The organism is Alloactinosynnema sp. L-07 (assembly GCF_900070365.1).
Classification (GTDB): domain Bacteria; phylum Actinomycetota; class Actinomycetes; order Mycobacteriales; family Pseudonocardiaceae; genus Actinokineospora.
On sequence record NZ_LN850107.1, the window covers coordinates 5081960 to 5100935 of the forward strand.

Annotated in this window: 11 protein-coding genes; 1 reads left to right on the forward strand and 10 read right to left on the reverse strand. The window is 71.8% G+C overall.

Going from position 1 to position 18976, the window contains the following annotated elements:
* Positions 1 to 4: 4 nt before the first annotated feature.
* Positions 5 to 913 (reverse strand): DMT family transporter, encoded by a 909-nt coding sequence (locus BN1701_RS22755; RefSeq protein ID WP_054052019.1) that lies wholly within the window; start codon positions 911 to 913, stop codon positions 5 to 7.
* Between the two features lie 2 nt (positions 914 to 915).
* Complete coding sequence (locus tag BN1701_RS22760; RefSeq protein WP_054052021.1) at positions 916 to 1902, reverse strand: LuxR family transcriptional regulator; 987 nt, start codon at positions 1900 to 1902, stop codon at positions 916 to 918.
* 129 nt (positions 1903 to 2031) lie between these two features.
* Between BN1701_RS22760 and BN1701_RS38305 the strand changes: the two genes are divergently transcribed.
* Positions 2032 to 6867, forward strand: coding sequence for a glycohydrolase toxin TNT-related protein (locus BN1701_RS38305; RefSeq protein WP_054052023.1), 4836 nt, complete (start codon positions 2032 to 2034; stop codon positions 6865 to 6867).
* Here the strand turns inward: BN1701_RS38305 and BN1701_RS22770 are convergent.
* The 8 genes from BN1701_RS22770 to BN1701_RS22810 all read right to left on the reverse strand — a co-directional run bounded on the left by BN1701_RS22770 (position 6864) and on the right by BN1701_RS22810 (position 18907).
* Positions 6864 to 7448, reverse strand: coding sequence for a pentapeptide repeat-containing protein (locus tag BN1701_RS22770; protein ID WP_054052025.1), 585 nt, complete (start codon positions 7446 to 7448; stop codon positions 6864 to 6866). The genes BN1701_RS38305 and BN1701_RS22770 overlap by 4 nt on opposite strands.
* 23 nt (positions 7449 to 7471) lie before the next feature.
* Positions 7472 to 10783, reverse strand: coding sequence for an error-prone DNA polymerase (locus BN1701_RS22775; RefSeq protein ID WP_054052027.1), 3312 nt, complete (start codon positions 10781 to 10783; stop codon positions 7472 to 7474).
* Between the two features lie 125 nt (positions 10784 to 10908).
* A complete protein-coding gene (locus BN1701_RS22780) occupies positions 10909 to 12468 on the reverse strand; it encodes a DNA polymerase Y family protein (protein ID WP_231949676.1) in 1560 nt (519 codons plus the stop codon).
* A 31-nt stretch (positions 12469 to 12499) separates the two neighbouring features.
* Positions 12500 to 13189, reverse strand: a complete 690-nt coding sequence (locus BN1701_RS34580; protein WP_082860004.1) for a hypothetical protein — start codon at positions 13187 to 13189, stop codon at positions 12500 to 12502.
* A 1398-nt stretch (positions 13190 to 14587) separates the two neighbouring features.
* On the reverse strand, positions 14588 to 16156 hold the full coding sequence (gene purH / locus BN1701_RS22795; protein ID WP_054052035.1) for a bifunctional phosphoribosylaminoimidazolecarboxamide formyltransferase/IMP cyclohydrolase: 1569 nt from the start codon (positions 16154 to 16156) through the stop codon (positions 14588 to 14590).
* On the reverse strand, positions 16153 to 16767 hold the full coding sequence (gene purN, locus BN1701_RS22800) for a phosphoribosylglycinamide formyltransferase (RefSeq protein ID WP_054056055.1): 615 nt from the start codon (positions 16765 to 16767) through the stop codon (positions 16153 to 16155). Before purN ends, purH begins: the two co-directional genes overlap by 4 nt.
* 64 nt (positions 16768 to 16831) lie before the next feature.
* On the reverse strand, positions 16832 to 18148 hold the full coding sequence (locus BN1701_RS22805; protein WP_054052036.1) for a DUF6350 family protein: 1317 nt from the start codon (positions 18146 to 18148) through the stop codon (positions 16832 to 16834).
* A 129-nt stretch (positions 18149 to 18277) separates the two neighbouring features.
* Positions 18278 to 18907: a DUF5336 domain-containing protein gene (locus tag BN1701_RS22810; RefSeq protein WP_054052038.1), complete on the reverse strand. Its 630-nt coding sequence runs from the start codon at positions 18905 to 18907 to the stop codon at positions 18278 to 18280.
* Positions 18908 to 18976: the final 69 nt, after the last annotated feature.

The following is an 18976-nucleotide window of genomic DNA, read 5'->3' on the forward strand; positions in this document are numbered from 1 at the left end:
CCTCTCACTCGCGGCGTGGACTGGCGGCGACCCCCACCGCGACGAAGGTGATCACCACGCCCGCGACCGTGGCGGCCTGGAGCCCGCCCGCGGCCACGTCGAGCAGCAGCGCGCCCGCCAGCTGGCCCGCGACCGCGCACAGGCCGACCATCAGCACACCGATCAGCCGCACCGCGAACACCGCGGTCGACAGCGCGAACACGCCCAGCGCGCCGCCCGCGTAGAGCCACCACTGCGGCGGCAGCGCGTCGGGCAGCCCGCGCAGCGCGACGTCGACCCCCGAGGCCAGCAGGAGCGCGACCAGGCCGACGGCGAAATTGAGGGCCGAGGCCACCGCGACGCTGTCGGCGGTCGCCCTGACCTGGCCGTTCACCGCCTGCTGCCAGCCGATCCCGACCCCGGCCAGCGCTGGGACCAGCGCCAGCCACAGGTGTCCCGACCTGCCGAACTCGTCGGACACCGCGACCCCGACGGCGACGACCGCGAGCGCCGCCCCAAAGGCGCGCGACGCCGTGATCGGCTGCGGTTCGCCTGGCGCGAGGCCCGCCCGGTCGACCGCCAGGCTGCTGACGACCTGGCCCGCCACGACGGCGACGGTGAACACCGCGACCCCGAGCGCCGACACCGTCAAGCCCTGGGATGTCACGTACCAGGCGCCCGCGGTGCCGCCGAGACACTGCCACGGCCGCAGTCGGCGGGCCCTCAGACCGTCGATGAGGCGCTGTACCGCCGCCCGGGTTGCGGGTGTGGCGGCCACTGCGCTCGCGAGGATCACCAGGCCGATGGCGAAGGAGATAGCCGCCGCGATCAGGCCGTCACCCAGCGCGCTGCCCAACTCGCCGTTGATCCGCGCCTGGAGCGCGAGCACGACACCGCCGAGCACGGCGACGACCGCGCCCAACGGCTTCGACACGCTCAGATCCAGCGGTGCCGGACGGCGTGCACGGCGAGTTGGAAGCGGGTCGTGGCGCCCGCGTGGTCCATCAGGCGCTGCAGGTGCCGGAACACCGTGCGCCTACTGACGCCGAGCTGGCGGGCGATGGAGTCGTCGTTGGCGCCCGCGGCGAGCAGGCCGAGCAGGCGCTGCTCGATCGGCTGCACCGGCGAGGCCGCGCGGACGGCACCGTGCAGCGGCACCGCCAGCCGCCACGACGCCTCGAACAGCCCGATCAGGGCCGAGAGCAGGCTGCTGGGCCGCACGACGAGCAGCGACCGGTTGACGTCGGCCTCGGCGACGGGCAGCGAGACGGTGGCGAACTGCTGGTCGATGATCGTCAGCTTGACCGGCACCTCGGGCAGGACCCTGGCCTGCTCACCGGCGGCGACGCACGGCTGGATGTTGTGCGCGTAGCGGCCGGGGTCCTCGACGGCGGCACGCGAGTAGACGACCTTGTAGGTGACCTCGCCGCGGGCCAGCTGCTCCAGCTCGGCCTTGTTGACGTGGCCCTCGGTGAAGTACGGGGGCGAGTCCAGCCTGCGGATCTCGGTGCGCGCGCTCAGCTCCATCTGCTGGATCCGCTGGGCGATGGCGGTACCGGTGACCACCTCGATCAGGTCATCGGTGCGCTGTGGGGAGATCGCGCGGCGGAACGTGTCGTACGCGTTGAGCGTGGCGACCCGCGCCTGCTCCAGCTCCGACTCCCGGCGGCGGCTGAGGATCTGTAGACCGGAGGCGGGCGGGACCGGCGTTATCGTCAGCCCGTCGGGGCCACCCGCGCCGACCAGACCCGCGTCGATCAGCGCGCGCAGACCGCGTCGGACCAGGTCAAGGTGTTCGGCCGACCCGACCGCGATCTCCTCGGCCGTCGACGGGCCGGTGCGCAGCAGGTAGGTGTAGCAGCGGATCTCGTCGTCGGGCAGCCCCAGACGAGACAGGTGCGGCGCGAGATCGCCCTCGGACATGCCGCGAAGGTTGGCACAGATGTGACGGTGACACAAACAGGTTGCCCCGTGCCGCTGTCGAGCGATGTGGCAGGGTCAACGACCGAACCACCGTATGCCGGGGGCTTGCGGACAGGAGAAGATGTCTACGTGGCACAACCGACGCAGCTGAACCCGACGGAACAGGATGCCCTGGTCAAGCAGATCGGGCTGGCCCTGCTCCGAGCGGCGCCCGCCGACTGGCAGTCGATCGGCGTGGAGTACCGCGCCCTGGGCCGGTACGCCGAGGCCACCGGCAAACTGACCCGCACCGATGAGACCGTTGAGGAGATCAAGGTCTCCCCGGACATCGCCGTGCTCTTCGCCAGGCTGCGCGCCGGGATGTACCGGGAGGGCCGCGGCACCTGGTACAACGCCCGCTACCAGCTGGACCAGCCGTCGGCCTACAACCTCGAATACGACCGCGAGGAACCGCGGTGGGTCAACCCGCCGCCGCCCCCGGCCTACGCTGATGATCTTCGCACGTTCCCCCGCGAGGAACAGAACGTGCCCGACTGGCTGCTGCGCAGGATGGCCGGACTCAAGCCCCCGTTCCGCGTCGCCCGGATCTTCGACGGGGCGGGCCCGAGCGGTCGGCCCATGGTGAACCGGCCGCCGATCGAGGACGCCGAAGAAGTGCTGCGCTACCTCGACAGCGCCCCCCTCGCCCTGCCGCAGCGCGGCTTCGACAAGGACTACCTGGACGACGAGGGCAGGCAGGCGGTCCCGGTCGCGTTCCACACCGACGGCACGTGGATCTGGCCCGCCGCGGTCAACTACTACCTGCGAGTCCACGGCATTCCCCCGGAACTTGAGCTCCAGGACCACATCCGGCGGGCGGGCGGTGCCCCAGATGTGGACGAAGCCACCCGAACCGCCGCAGCGAGTTTCCTGACCCGCGGCGGTCCTCGTCGCCCGAACGGGGCCGCACGGCCCGCGGAGGCCGCTCGACCGGCCCGGCCGGACGCCGAACCTGGACGGGGCGGGGACGCGGTCAAGCCGGACACGGGTCGCCCGGCGGACGCAGGCAGGCCTGGTGACGCGGATCGCTCGGCTGATGCCGGCGGCCCGGCCGAGGGCGGGCGTCCCGCCGACGCGGGCCGACCCAGCGACGCGGGTCGTCCAGTCGACACGGGTCGCGGCGCTGACATTGGCCGCTCGGCGGATGCGGGTCGTCCGGCCGAAGCGGGCCGTCCAGTTCAGGCAGGCCGTCCAGTTGAGGCAGGCCGTCCAGTTGAGGCAGGTCGTTCCGGCGATGAGGGGCGTCCGGCTGAGGCGGGTCGTCGGGAGGCGAGCGAAGCCGTTGGCGCCGATGCGGGCCACTCGGTTGACGCAGGCCGGTCCGCGGACGCGGGCAGGCCGGTTGGCGGACGTCCAGCGGATGTGCAGGCAGCTGGGCTTGTCCCTGGGGGCGCGGACCGTCCCGTGAACCTGTTCACCCCTGTCCGCCCGGCCGAACCCGACTTCGGCGCAGGCAGGCACGGAGGCTTTCCCGGAAGGCCCACCGGCACCGCGCAGCCGAGCGATGGCGCCCAAGCGGGCTTCGCCCCCACCGACGAACAGACAGCGAGCCGGCCGTTCCCACAGACCGGACCAGGCACGGCAGGTCAAACGGCCTCCACCCCACGACCGCCGATCATGGGTCCGGACGGTCCCGTGCCACCCATCCCGGTGCAGGCGGGCTACGCCATGCTCCACAAGGACCGCCAGAAGCTCACCGCCGATCAGCCGGGCACGCCGCCCGACGCCGAGTCCACCTCCCCGGCAGGCGAACACCCCAGCAGGCCCGCCGAGCCGGACTCAGCCACCGACGCGGCCGATCAACTGCCCGCGCCTGCCGACTCGGCGGTCGGGCAGGACGGTGTTGACACATCGGCAGGCACGCCGGATCAGGCACCCGGCCACTGGACAGGTCCCGCGGCCGAAGTCCGACCCGCGCACCCGAGCGACGTCCGACCCGCCGACGCCGCTCGCGCCCACCACGACGGCCCGCCCGCAGGCGCGGACCAAGGTCCAAGCCATGACACAACCTTCGCCACCAGTGAAGACCCGCGTGGCGACCGATCGTTTGCAGGCACCGAACGCCCGACCGACCAGTCCGTCGCCACCACCGAAGATCCGGCCGACAGCCGATCCCACGCCGCACGCGAAGACGACAGCCGACCGGCTGAAGAACCAACCAAGAGCCGATCTGACGAACCGGCCGAGAGCCGCTCCTTCACGCTCACCGAAGACCCGGCCGGCAGCCGAACCCACGCCGCACGCGAAGACGACAGCCGACCGGCCGAACAACCGAGTGAGAGCCGGTCATTCGCCACTGCTGACGAACCAGCCGAGAGCCACCCCTTCACCTTCACCGAAGGCCCGGCCGACAGCCGACCCTCCACCGCGAGCGAAAGCCCCAGCGCACCCGCCGAAGAACCAACTGAGAGCCGATCGTCCGCCACTGCTGACGAACCAGCCGAGAGCCACCCCTTCACCTTCACCGAAGGCCCGGCCGACAGCCGAACCCACGCCGCACGCGAAGACGACAGCCGACCGGCCGAACAACCAACCGAGAGCCGATCAGTCGCCATTGCCGAAGGCAAAACCGACGACCGGTCGTTCGCCAGTGCCGAAGGCGCGACCGCTGGCCCGCCCTCTGTCACCAGCGAAGAACCGCCCAACGGCGCCCCTTCGCTGACCGCGAGCGAGTCGGGCAGCGGCCACCTGGCCGACTCCGGCACACCGCAAGCGTCATCGGGTGGCGCCCCATCAGAGGCTCCGCCGCGCGGTTGGGCGACCGAACCGGGTGGTGCCCACGACCAGCAGGGCCGACCGGTTACTGATCCCGTCGAGCCGACTGTGGCCGACCAAGCCGCCCCGCGCTGGAGCGCGGAGCCGTCGATGGCCGGACACGAGGACGAGCAGCGGACAGCCCACTGGTCCCCCACTGACTGGAACACCGGCGAGCAGCCGAAACCCGAGCCCGCCGAACAACCCACGTCGGCATGGTCACCGGCCGAAACCGCCGCGATGGCGGCCACCGACTGGTCGACCGAACTCCCGGCGTCCGTCAGCGGGACCGCCGACCACGACGCTCCAGGCCCCGAGACTTCCGAAGGCAGGCCCAGTTGGGCTGCCGAGCAGTCCCCTGCTGCCGACCAACGCTCCACCGCCGACCAACCGCCCTTCGGCAACCAACCACCCTTCGCGGACCAACCACCCTTCGCGGACCAACCACCCTTCGCGGACCAACCAACCTCCGCCGACCAGACGGCGTTCGCCGACCAACCATTCTCGAAGGATCGGGCACCCGCAGGCGACCGATCGTTCGCCGAGGAAGGGTTCGTGGGTGGCCAAACGGCCCGCGATCACGCACCCGCCAACCACTCGGCCCCTGTCGCCGGATCGGCACCGGTCGGCGACCAGGCTCGATTCACCGAGCAAGCGACCAGCGATCAAACGCGACTCGCCGACGAAGCACCCATCGTCGATCGAACATCGGACAGCAGCCAGGCACCGTTCGGTGACCAGGCGCCCATCAGCGACCACGCATCACTCGGTGACCGAGCGCCCGGCACCGACCACCCGTCAATCGGTAACCAAGCGTCGGCTGTTGGCCAGGTGCCTGCAGGCGACGACGCCCTGTTCCGTGACCAGGCACCGTTCGGCGACCAGGTGGCCGGTCAGGCGGCGGTTGGTGATCAAGAGACGCGTGATCGGACATCCGCTGGCGACCAGGTGACCACCGCGGTCCAGTCCGACGAACTCGACTACCAGGGACCGGGTGCGGCTCCGATCGGTGGCCGTGCGGCCGACCACGCACGGGTGAACGGATCGCATGCGGTCGGTGACGTCCGCGATGATCGTCAAGGGCGTGACACGACCCATGGACTGACTCCCGCGTCGGGCGAGCCCGAGTTCGGCGAGGCGGCAGCTGTCGTGATGGGGATCCCGGCAGGTGATCTTTCTCCGACCGATCTCGGCGAACAGCGCTCCGACTGGGTCGCGGAACCCGCCACGATCCCGCCGGGTGACGTGTCGCCCACCGAACCCGCGCCCGTGGTGGCCCCGGCCTGGTCGTCCGCCGACGACGAGCCTGGGGTCGAAGCGGCTGTCGACCGGGTTCGGGAGCGGCTCGCCGGGTTGGGGATCGCTGAATCCCGATACCGGATCGGCGCGACCCCGGACGTGCCCGGGTGGGCGATGGTGCGGACCGCCGAGGGGTGGCGGGTCGGCTGGTTCGATCGGGAGTTTGTGTCCTCCGCGGTGTTCGCGGGCGCGACGGACGCGGGGGCTTTCCTGGTCGGCAAGCTGTTGTTCGACGAGCAGACCGCTGAGGGACCCGCGACTGTGCGGGCTTCGCTGGCCGACCTCGTGGACGACGATGACGACTACGACCACCGCGCCCGGCGGGCGGTGCCGCCGACCGGAGACGAGTTGTTCCGGCCGACGCTGCCGGTGGAGAAGGCTCAGGAGTTGTTCCAGCCGACCATGGCCGCGCCCGCGCCGGTGTTCGACGACGAGGACGAAGACGAGTACCAGCGCAGCCGCACCGCGCCGAGGCCGACGCCGCGGCAGGTGGAGGTGCCGCGGAAGCCGCAGGACTGGCCGATCCAGCCGCGGCCGGGTGAGCCGCCGCTGACATTGTTCCGCGGCAAAGCGATCACCGAGTTGGCACCGGGCACCGAGATCGACCGCTACGGCGAGCCCGGCGGCAACCTGACCTACCTCGCGGGCACCCCATTCGAGCGGCGCTCGCTGGTACCCGATTGGGTGACGCGGCCGTATCGGGCCTATCGGGTGATGCGCGCGACGGAAGCCCTGACCGGCATCGCTATCCCGTGGTTCGAGCAGCCTGGCGGTGGGACGGCGTTCATTCTGGCCCGCTCGATCGCGGAACTGCTGGAGAGTGGACACCTCGTCGAGATCCCCGGCCGGGAGCCCCCGACGCGTCCGCACTAGTCGATTCGGAGGCCGTGGGCCACGGCGAAGGCGATGGCCGTGTCGAGGTCCACGCGGGCGCCGCGGAAGCTGGCGTGGACCAGGCCGTCGGCGGTGATGCGGGCGCCGCGGAGGTCGGCGTTGTCGAGTTGGGTGCCCCGCAGGCGCGCGTCGGTGAGGTCGGCGTCGCGCAGGTCGGTGTCGCGCAGGTCGGCGTCGGTGAGGTTCGCCTCGCGGAAGCGCAGGCCCGACAGCGTGGTCTTGCGCAGCGCGGCGCCCGCGAGGGCGACCAGGGTGAGGTCGGTGTCGCGTACGGTCCACGGGCGCAGGCGGCAGTCGAGGAAGGTCGACCCGATCAGGCTGCAGCCGACGAACTCGCTGAACATCAGCGTCGCGCGGTCGAACTTGCACGACCGGAACGCCGACGTGCGGTGGCGCGACTCCCCCAGGTCGGCGCGGGAGAAGTCGCAGTTGGTGAACGTGCAGCCGGTGGTGACCAGGCCGCGCAGGTCGGCGTCGGTGAAGTCGCAGTCGGTGAAGTGCCGCTGGTCCCACTCTTGGCCGTGCAGGTCGCAGTCGCGGTAGTCCTCGCCGGTTTCCACCCGCCCAGCCTGCCACGGCCCGCTCAGCGGAAGTCACGCGACTTGGCCGGGATGCGCAGATCCAACTGCTGCAACCGGTCGGCGTAGAGGCTCACCACCCCCTCGACACTCTCCACCACGCCCCGCACCAGCAGGGCCGAGCTGTTGCGCGCGACCCGGCGGTACCGGGCCCACAAGCCGGGCGAACACACCACGTTGACCATGCCGGTCTCGTCCTCGATGTTGAGGAAGGTGACCCCGCCCGCGGTCTGCGGGCGCTGCCGGTGGGTGACCGCGCCGCCGAGCAGGACCCGGGATCCTGTCTCCACTTTGGACAGTTCGGCCGCGGTCAGCGCGCCGAGTCGGACCAGTCGCTCGCGCAGGAACTGGGTCGGGAAGCTGTCCGGCGACAGCCCAGTGGCCCACACGTCGGCGACCGCGAGTTCGACCTCGTCCATCCCCGGTAATCGGGGCGCGGTGACGCCGACCGCGGTGCCCGGCAGCCGGTCCGGGCGTTCAGCCGCCGCCGCGCCCGCCGCCCACAGGGCCTCGCGGCGCTCGACGCCGAAGCAGCTGAACGCGCCCGCGGTGGACAGCGCCTCCATCTGCGGGCGGGTGAGCTGGACGCGGCGGGCCAGGTCGACCATGTCCCGGTACGGGGTCTCGCGTTCGGCGATGACGCGGTCGGCCAGGTCGGTGCCGATCAGGCGGACCGCGCCCAGCCCCAGGCGGACCGCCTGCTCGGACGATCCCGGTTCGACCGGTTCGAGGGTGGCGTGGGCGAGGCTGGCGTTGATGTCGGGGCCGCGCACGGTGACCCCGTGTCTTCGCGCGTCGGCGACCAGGGACTGCGGCGAGTAGAACCCCATCGGCTGGGCGCGCAGCAGGGCGGCGCAGAACGCGGCCGGGTAGTAGAGCTTGAACCAGGCGCTGGCGAAGACCAGATAGCCGAAGCTCAGCGCGTGGCTCTCCGGGAACCCGAAGTTGGCGAAGGCCATCAGCTTCTCGTAGACGCGCGCGGCCAGCGGCTCGTCGAGCCCGTTGGCCATCGCCCCCGCGTAGAATCGTTCGCGCAGACGTTCCATGCGCCGGGTGGAACGTTTGGCGCCCATGGCCCGGCGCAGTTCGTCGGCCTCGGCCGGGCTGAAATCGGCGACGTCGACGGCGATCTGCATCAGCTGCTCCTGGAACAGCGGCACCCCCAGCGTCTTGCGCAGGGCGTTCTCCAGCAGCGGATGGTCGACGGTCGGCTCTTCCAGCTTGTTCTTGCGCCGGATATAGGGATGAACCGAACCGCCCTGGATCGGGCCGGGGCGGATCAGGGCGACCTCGACGACCAAGTCGTAGAACTCCCTCGGCTTCAACCGGGGCAGCGTCGCCATCTGCGCTCGACTCTCCACTTGGAACACTCCGACCGAGTCGGCGCGACAGAGCATGTCGTAGACGTTCTGGTCGGCGAGGTCGAGTTCGCCCATGTCGACGGCGACCCCGTGGTGTTCGTCCACCAGGTCGATGACGTAGTGCAGCGCGGAAAGCATGCCCAAGCCGAGCAAGTCGAACTTGACCAGGCCGACGGCGGCACAGTCGTCCTTGTCCCACTGCAGGACCGTGCGGTTGGGCATGCGGGCGGGTTCGACCGGGCACACCTCGCTGACCGGGCGGTCGCAGATGACCATGCCGCCGGAGTGGATGCCGAGGTGGCGCGGGAAGTTCTCCAGCTGCCCGGCCAATTCCAGCACGGCGACCGGGACGTCGAGATGGTTGTCGTCCACTGTGGACCGCAAGGGGCCCCAGCGGTCGATCTGCTTGCTCCAGGCGTCCTGCTGGCCGGGTGAATAGCCCAGCGCCTTGGCCATGTCGCGCACGGTCGACTTGGCGCGATAGGTGACCACGTTGGCGACCTGGGCGGCGTGGCGGCGGTCGTACTTGCCGTAGACGAACTGGATCGCCTCCTCACGCCGGTCGGACTCGATGTCGAGATCGATGTCGGGCGGGCCGTCGCGGGCCGGGGCCAGGAACCGCTCGAACAGCAACTCCCAGCGCACGGCGTCGACCCTGGTGATGCCGAGCGCGAAACACACCGCCGAGTTGGCCGCCGAACCGCGGCCTTGGCAGAGGATGTCGTTCTTCACGCAGAAGTTGACGATGTCCCAGACCACCAGGAAGTAGCCGGGAAAGCCGAGTTCCTCGATGACCTTGAGCTCGTGGTCGATCTGCGCGTAGGCGCGCGGGCGTTCGGCGGCCGAACCGTAGCGCTTCGCGGCGCCCAGGTAGGTCAGTTCCCGCAGGTAGGTGACTTCGGTGTGGCCGGGGGGAACGTCGAACGGGGGCAGCTTGGGGGCTACCAGGCGCAGGTCGAAGGACAGCTGCACCCCCAACAGCGCGGCCCGCTGCACCGCGCCGGGGAAGCGGGCGAACCGGGCGGCCATCTCCTCCCCGGTGCGCAAGTGCGCGGTCGGCGACGGCGGCAGCCAGCCCGCCAGATCATCGAGGCTGCACCGGGCGCGCACCGCCGCCATCGCCGCCGCGAGCTGGCCGCGCGAGGGGTGGGCGTAGTGCACGGCGTTGGTGGCGACCGTGGGCAGGTCCAGTTCGTCGGCCATCTTGGCGAGCAGGTCGTTGCGGTCGGTGTCCTCCGGCAGGCCGTGGTCCATCAGTTCCACGAAGACCCGATCCGGCCCGAAGGCCGACGCGAGCAGGCACAACTGATCGAACGCGGCCGTGGGACCGCCCGCCGCAAGCGCTTGCCGGACCCCGCCCTTGCGGCCTCCGGTGAGTACGACGCAGTCGTCGCGGGTCTCTTCGACGACCTCGACCAGGTCGTAGACCGGCTTGCCTTTCTCGTCGCCGCGCAGGTGCGCGGAGGTGAGGACCCGACAGAGGCTGTGATAGCCCGCCTGTTTGTCGGCAAGGAGCAGCAGATGCTCGCCTTCCGGATCGGGGACGCCGTTCTGCGGTCCGGTGAGGCCCAGGCTCAGCTCGGTGCCGAACACCGTGCGCATCCCCAGTTCCCTGGCCGCCTCGGCGAAGCGGACCACCCCGTACATGCCGTCGTGGTCGGTCAGTGCGATGGCGTCGAGGCCGAGCAGGGAGGCGGCTTCGACCAGCTCCTCGGGATGGCTGGCGCCGTCGAGGAAGCTGAAGTTGGAGTGGCAGTGCAGTTCGGCGTACGGGACGCGGGAATCGCCGTCGGCGTGGTCGGTGACGCCGGGCGGGCCCACCCCCATGGGCGGGACGTACCGATCGCGGCGACGCGTCCACGCCGGGCTGTCGCCACCGTCACCGACCTGGGGCGGGCGGCCGGAGAGGATGCGCTCGACCTCAGACCACCGCACCGGCGGGTTGTTCCACCCCATTCGCCCCTCCTTCCACGGCCCTCAGGGCAGCTGCGGGCCCGCCTCCGGCGACCGGCGCGGCTGCGGGATCAGGTCGAGCAAGTCGAGCCACTCGACGGCCGTCGGGAACTCGTCGTCGTAGGTCATCATCGGTAGATCCCTTCCACAGACCACTTCTTGTCTTCCCGGACGAGCAAGAGCGCGTCCTGACTGTCTTCTTCGGACTGTTCGGCCAGCAGCACCTGCAGTCGCGCGCGACGGCGGGCCGACGCCGGGTCCCACCAGCGCTCATCGGCGGCCCACGGCCCCGACCAGCCGACGACCACGCGCGGTCTGCCGTCGAAGGTCACGCTCACGGGGGCTCCGGTGAGGCGGAAGCGGCCCGTGACACCGACCTCGACTCCCGCTTCGTCCACGACCGTCACCGGCAGCGGGGTCGCCGGGACGACGGCGGGCGACGGCGCGGGGAGGCGGCCCGGCCAGGGGCGGTCCGGCGGGGCGGGCGGGGCGCGCTCGTCGCCCCAGGGGACGAGGTGGACCTGGTCTGCGGGGCCGCGGCCGCCGCTGAGGATCGGGGTCAGAACGGCGTCGGGGCCGAGGAGACCTTGGACGTGGACCATGGCGCGGCCCGCGCGTTCGGCTCGTTCGTCGTGGCCGCCTTGCCAGAGGCCCAACTGCAGGGCGCGGCCGTCGACGAGTTCCTCGGGGTCGAGCCGCAGGAGCGTGACCCCCGCCGACGGGCGGCCCGCGCCGCGCAGCCAGCCGTCGAGCTGCCAGCGGACCCGGTCGGCGATGCCGGACGGGGTGAGCGGCTCGGCGCAGCGCCAGCCGCGGTCGTGGGTCTCGCCATTGGCGGTGCTCGCGTGGATGCGCAGACGGGTGCAGGCCAGACCGTGCGCGGCCAAGCCCGCGTGCAGGCGCTCGGCGAGCTCGCGGGCGACGAACGCGGCGGCGTCGACCCGGTCGATGGGCGGGTCGGGATGGTGGGTGACGGAGAGGTCGACGGGCGGGCGCCTGCGCGCCGGGGGACGTTCCTCCAGACCTCGGGCCAAGCGATGGGCGAGCCCGGCGTCGGCGCCGAATCGGGAGGTGACGTCGCCGGGGCTCAGTGCGGCGAAGTCGCCGAGGGTTCGGATGCCGAGTCTGCGGAGCAGGTCGACCAGTTCCGGTCTGCCGTCCAACTCGCCGATGGCCAGCGGGGCAAGGAATTCGGGGCTGCCGCCCGGCGGGACCAGCTTGCCGCGGTGGGCGGCCAGGGTGGCGGCGAACAACCCATCGGCGACGCCGACCTGGCATTCGGCGCCCGTCCGCGCGGCGACCTGGTCGATGAGCCGCTCGGCGGCGGCCGCCACGGAACCGAAGTAGCCCACCGGACCGCGCGCGGGAACGGCGACGACCCCGGGCCGCACCACCTCCACCCCCACCGCCAACTCCTCGACGGCGGCGGCCACCGGTTCGAACTGGCCCGCGTCGCGGTCGAGGTCGTCGGGGAAGACGACGAGATCGGGACAGCGTCCTTGGGACTCGCGGCGGCGCATCCCCCTGCGCACGCCCTCGGCGCGCGCACCTGCGTTGACACAGATGACCCGGTTCGCCGCGACCACGGCGGCCGGGGTGTCCAGCGGCAGCCCGACGACCGTGCTCGCGGCGACGACGGGCCAGTCGGGGCACCAGACGACGAGGAGTTGGGTCACATGTTCGAACATACGTTCGAACATGTGGGGTGTCAAACGGGGCTCATGCCAGGCGTCGGGTGGGGAAGAGAGGGGGCGGGACGGCGGGGCGATCGCCTTGGAGGGTGATGGGGAGACGGAACGGGCGAGCAGCCGAGCCGCGCCCCTGGATGTGGACGTCGACCGCGCGGGCGCGGAGCTGGCCGTGGCCCACGCCCAGGCCGGACCAGCGTCCGCCCGAGCATCGCAGTTCGAGATCCGCGCCCGGCCACTGACCGAAAGCGATGAGAGCGGCGTCGCGGTGGCGGGCCCTGGCGGAAAGACGGCGGGCATGGGCGTGGCTGATCCGCGGGGCGGCGACGGCGACGATGTCGAACCCGTCGAGCAAGGCTGCGGTGACACCCACGATGTCCGCACCCGGTTTGGCCACCAGCGCGAGCCGGTCGACCGCCACCCCGAGCTCGGCGGCGGCCAGGACGCCCAGATCGGGGATGCCGACGAGGGCCGCCCAGGAGCCGTGGGCGGTCGCCTCGGCGAGAAGCGCCAACAGAAGCGCGGCGGAATCCTGGACGGCGACGGTGCCGCCGGGCCGGAGGCCACCCCAGGGAAAGAGCGGGGCGAGATCGGCGCGGACGGGAAGGACCCGCGGCTGGGCAACGGATGGCCCAGCCGCCCGAAAGGCGCGACGCGGAGAGTCGGCAGATGAATCCCAGACGCGGGCCGGATCGGAGGCCGGGCTCGCGGGTGCGGACATCAAGGCACGCGGCGATACACCGGAAGCCGTGGGCGCTGGCGCCAGAAAGGCACGGGGTGGCGAATCGACGACAGGCGGATCGGATACCCAGGCACGCGGCGGCGAATCAAGGCAAGACGGATCAGTCGGTGGCGAATCGGCACCAAGTGGATCAGGCGCCCAGGCACGCGGTGGCGAATCGGGCACCCAGACACGCGACGGCGCGTCGGCCGGTGCGCTTCCCGGCACGGGCGGCCAGACACGCGACGCGACGGAAGCAGGCGGAGTAGCCCGGGACACGGATGCGGATGCAGGCGACGACGCGGCAGAGGCCGTTGGAGCATCCCCAGGGACGGACGTCAGGAGGACCCGCGGTGGCGAGCCCGAGACAGACGTCGGCGAGACCGAGGCGAACGGGGGCGGGACCGAGGCAAGCGTAGGCGAGACAGGCGAAGGCGAGCCCGAGGCAGACGTCGGCGAGACCGGGGAAAGCGGAGGCGAGGCAGACGGTGGCGAGATCGAAACACGCAGGCCGCTGCGACGCTGATCACTGCCGGGCTCGACCCGGTCGCCAAGCCCGCCACCCCGCCCGCGATCGAGGTGGCCCTGGAACCCCCGAGGCGGCGGCGAACCCGTGGCAAGCGCAGGCGAACCCGAGGCGGGCGGAGGCGAGTCAGGGACGGATGGGCCCGCGGAAGGTCGGGCCGGAGCGGTGCGGGCGGGAAGTGTGCTGCCTCGGCGGACCGGCAGGATGCGTTCCAGCGCGGCCAGGCGAGCCAAGGGGTCGGCAGGGGGACTCGCACGGGACGACGACTGCTGGGCGAGGTTGATCGGAGTGGAGACGCTGACCGGGAAAGCCCCAAAGGTCCCGACCGGCGAAGAACCAACCAAAGCAGGGTCGGCTGGCGAAGTCCCGAGCAGCGGGACCGACACAGGGTCGACCGGCGAAGAACCGACCAACGAGACCGGCACAGAGTCAACCGGCGAGGTCCCGACCAACGAACCCAAAGCAGGGTCAACCGGCGAAGTCCCGACCAACGAACCCGAAGCAGGGTCAACCGGCGAAGAACCGACCAACGGGACCCCCATCGCCGCAAGGGGGACCGGGGAAGTTCCGACCAGCGGGGCCCGCGTCGAGCCAGGGGCGGCCGGTGGCGTCAAGCACGGCGGGGTGATCGGGAGTAACCCACCCGACGGTGGGGTGCTGGCTGCTCCCGGGTTCTTCCCCGCGCCGAAAGCAGCCAGCGACCGCACCGCGTACACCTCCCCACGTTCGCCGCGTACCGCTCAATACGCGGGTTGCCGTGGGGAGACGGCGGTCGGGGGCGAGTGGCCTCGACTCCACCCGATCCCGTTCGAACATCTGTTCGACAAGACCGAGCATACCCGCCCCGCCGCCGCTGTCAACCAGAGCATGCCCTAGTGGGCGAAATGCCGTGTCCCGGTCAGGTACACCGCCACTCCGGCGGCCTCCGCCGCGGCGATGACCTCGGCGTCGCGAACCGAACCTCCGGGCTGGACCACGGCGCGGACACCGGCTTCCAGCAGGACTTCCAGGCCGTCCGGGAACGGGAAGAACGCGTCCGAGGCGGCGACCGAGCCCGCTGCCCGGGTGCCCGCGCGGGCGACCGCGAGGCGGGCGGCGTCGACGCGGTTGACCTGGCCCATGCCGACCCCGACCGTGGCGCCCTCGTGGGCGAGCAGGATGGCGTTGGACTTCACCGCGCGGCAGGCTCGCCAGGCGAACGCCAAATCAGCCAGGGTCGCGTCGTCGGCGGGGGTGCCGGTGGCCAGGGTCCACTTGGCCGGGTCGTCACCGTCGGCGTCGATCACATCGGCCGTCTGCAGGAGCAGACCGCCGGAGACCGGGCGCAGTTCGGCGCCGCGGCGGACCGGTTCGGCGACCAGGATGCGGACGTTCTTCTTGCGGCTGAGGACGTCCACCGCGCCGTCGGCGTACGAGGGCGCGACGACGACCTCGGTGAACACCTCCGCGACCTGCTCGGCCATGGCAACGGTGACCTCGCGGTTGGCCGCGATCACCCCGCCGAAGGCGCTCTGCGGGTCGCACGCGTGGGCATCGCGGTGTGCCGCTGCGATGTCCACTTCGGACACCGCGATGCCGCACGGGTTGGCGTGCTTGATGATCGCCACGCACGGCGACTCGTGGTCGTAGGCGGCGCGCCAGGCGGCGTCGGCGTCGACATAGTTGTTGTACGACATCTCTTTGCCGTGCAGCTGCGTCGCGGTGGCCAGGCCGCGCGAGCCGTCGCCCTGGGCGTACAGGGCCGCGCGCTGGTGCGGGTTCTCGCCGTAGCGCAGCACGTCGGCGCGCTGCCAGGTGGCCCCGACCCAGCCGGGGAAGCCCGAGCCCTCGTCGTCGGGGGCGAGCATGCTGCCCATCCACGACGCGACCGCGACGTCATAGGTCGCGGTGTGCCGGAAGGCGTCGACAGCGAGCTTCTGCCGGTCGGCCAGGGTGAAGCCGCCCGCGTTGACCTCGGCGAGCACCCACTCGTAGCGCGTCGGGTCGACCACGACCGCGACGCTGCCGTGGTTCTTGGCCGACGCGCGCACCATCGCGGGTCCGCCGATGTCGATCTGCTCGACGCACTCGTCCACCGACGCGCCCGAGGCAACCGTCTTCACGAACGGGTACAGGTTCACCACCAGCAGGTCGAACGCGGCGATGCCCAGCTCGGCGAGCTGCGCGACGTGCGCGGGGTTGCGCGTGTCGGCGAGCAGGCCCGCGTGCACCCGTGGGTGCAGGGTCTTCACCCGGCCGTCGAGCGACTCGGGGAAGCCGGTGACCTCCTCGACCGGTGTGACCGGCACACCGGCGTCGGCGAGGGTCTTCGCGGTGCCGCCGGTCGAGACGATCTCGACCCCGGCCGCGTGCAGGCCGGTCGCCAGCTCGAGGAGACCGGACTTGTCCGACACGCCGATCAACGCCCGGCGAACCGGTTTGCGCTGGGCTGAGTCCGTCACGGGATGCTCACCTTTCGTCCGTCCACGGTGTATCCGTCGCGCGCCATCCTGGTGACCACGTCGACCAGGAGCCGCCGCTCCACCGTCTTGATCCGTTCATGCAGGGTGGCCTCGTCGTCGCCCGCCGCCACGGGGACGGCTTCCTGGGCGATGATCGGGCCGGTGTCGATGCCGCTGTCGACCAGGTGCACCGTGCTTCCGGTGACCCGGACGCCATGGGCGAGCGCGTCGGCGACCGCGTGCGCGCCGGGGAACGACGGCAGCAGCGCGGGATGGGTGTTGACCACCCGGTTGGCGAACCGGTCGAGGAACCGGGGCCCGAAGATCTTCATGAAGCCCGCGGAGACGACCAGGTCGGGCTCGTGCGCGGCGACCGCGTCGGTGAGCGCGACGTCCCAGGCGGCGCGGTCGGCGTGGTCGCCGACGCGCACGGCGAAGCTGGGGATCCTCGCGCGGTCCGCGCGGGCCAGTCCCTCGATGTTCTTGCGGTCGGCGCCGACCGCGACGATGTGCACGGTGGCCGAGTCGATCAGCGCCTGCAGCAGGGTGCCCGAACCCGAGACCAGGACGACGACCCTGGCCGCGACCGCCGGGGAGAACTGGAAACTCAGCGTGGACTCCTGCGCGCGCCGGAACGGGATACGCCCAGCGTAGGCGGTCTGTATTCGATCTTGCTCAGCGGCCTGGTTCGATCTCGTCGGCGGTGTCGTCGGCGGTCTCGTCGGCCTCCTCGGCGACCGGTTCGTCGGGTTCGGTTTCACCCTCGGCGTCGTCATCGTCGGAGTCCTCAGAGTCCTCAGAGTCGGATTCGTCCGCAGCCGACTCGTCTTCAGGGTCGATGAGACCGATCGGACCCTCCACCACCGGCCGGGGCCCGCCGAACCACGCCATCAGCGCCCCTGGGACCGCCACCCAGCACACCAGCGCGAAGGACACCGCGGCCGCGCGCAGGTCTAGCGGGTGGAACGGCCCGCCGCCGAGCGCCCCGCCCGAACTGCCCGCCAGGACCACGAAACCGAGCCCGACCACGACCGCGGCCACCCCGACCGACCGCATCCGCTCGCGCGGCGACTCGGCCGTTGACCGCAGCACCCAGCCGACCAGCACCCCCACCGCGGCGGGCAGCGCGAACAGCCCCACCCACCACAGCGCCGCGTGCTCCGGCAGCGCGGCGAGCAGCGGCAGTGCCGGGACCGGGCCGCCTTCGAACCCCACCGGCGCGATCGACACCGCGCCGAGCGAGAACCCGGGACCGGCCAGGAACGCCGTTCCCGCGATCAGCGCGTTCGGCAGGTATCCGGCGGACAGCAGCAGCATCCCCAGCGCGCTGCCGGGCCCATCCAGCGCGAAGAACGTAGTAGCCGTCCCGAAGGACATGACCAGCCCGAACGTCACCAGGAGCGCGCCGCAGGCCAGCAGCGCGGCGACCGCGAGCAGACCCGCCCGCAGCCCGCGCAGCGCCGACTCGTCGACCCGACCCGTCACCCAGTCCAGCAGGCCCGACCGCCGGGCGACCCCTACGCTCGCGGCCAGTCCGGACAGCAGCGCGGGGTAGTAGAACCCGGCCAACGGATCCACGGCGACCGGGCCGTCCATGACCATCGCGATCGTGAGCCCGAACGCGGCGTGCGCGGCGACGACGGCCAGGACGATCTGCCCGGTCTCCCGCGCCCCCCACGCGTCGACCCGGTCGGCCGCGCCCGCCGCCGTCCGCCCGACCAGCAGCGTCAGCAGCACGGTCGGCAGCAGCGGCAGCGCGCCGAGTTCGTGGCCTTGGATGATCAGCGGCACCTGGTGGGCGGCCAGCCAGCCCGGCAGGGCGCCGGTGAGCACCCCGAGGGTGGTGAAGTGCGCGCGGGAGGCGATCGCGGTGACCAGCGCCATCAGCGCGGCGACGGCGGCGTACCCGGTGAGCAGCGGGCCGAGCGCGGCGACGGCGAGCACCCGCAGGCGTGCCGCGGGTGCGACCGGGTCCACCTCCAGCAGCGCCATGCCCCCCACTCTGGCATTCGGGTAAGAAGCCACCCGGGGTGCCACGCCGCCGTCAACCGATCCGGTGAACACCTTCACACCCGAACGGGGCGGCACCGGAAACCCGGTACCGCCCCGTTCGAGAAAGAATTAACCCTGCTGGGGGTAGCCACCCGGCGGGGTGCCCGGCGCCTGGCCGAACTGTCCCGGCGGCGGCGCGTACGGCTGCTGCGGCTGGGCGAACGGCTGCGGCTGCTGGGGCTGCTGCGCCTGGAACTGGCCGGACGGCGGCGCGTAGCCACCGGGCTGGCCGTACTGCGGCTGCTGCGGCTGAGGCTGCGGCGGCTTGATCACGCCCGCCTCGAACAGCAGCGCCAACACCGCTGCGGCGGACTGCAGGATGCCGAAGATCAGCACCATGATCCCACCGGCCTTGAGCGAGCCGTCGGAAGCGAAGACGGTGAACATGAAGGCCAAGGTGACGCCGAGCGTCACCGCGGCGGACGCGAGGCCCACCTTCTTGTCACCGGGCAGGATCACCGGCAGCGCGAGCACGCCGCCGACGAACAGCAGCGCCGGGATCCAGCCGTACGGACTCTCGTAGAAACCGGTCTCGGCGGCGATCGGCGCGAAGCCGAGGAACAGGTTCAGCAGACCGAGCCCGGCGACCACCAGGTGCAGGATCTGCGCCAGTTCGAGCTTCGGGCGCGCGGGCCCAGGGGCGTATCCGTGTCCTTGCGGGCCCGGGTAGCCGCCCGGCGCCCCGCCTGGATAGGTCATCGCGTGCTCTCCTCAAGTCGTTCGACGTGCGAACCGTCCGACGGATGCGAACACGAAGCGGTTCCGTTA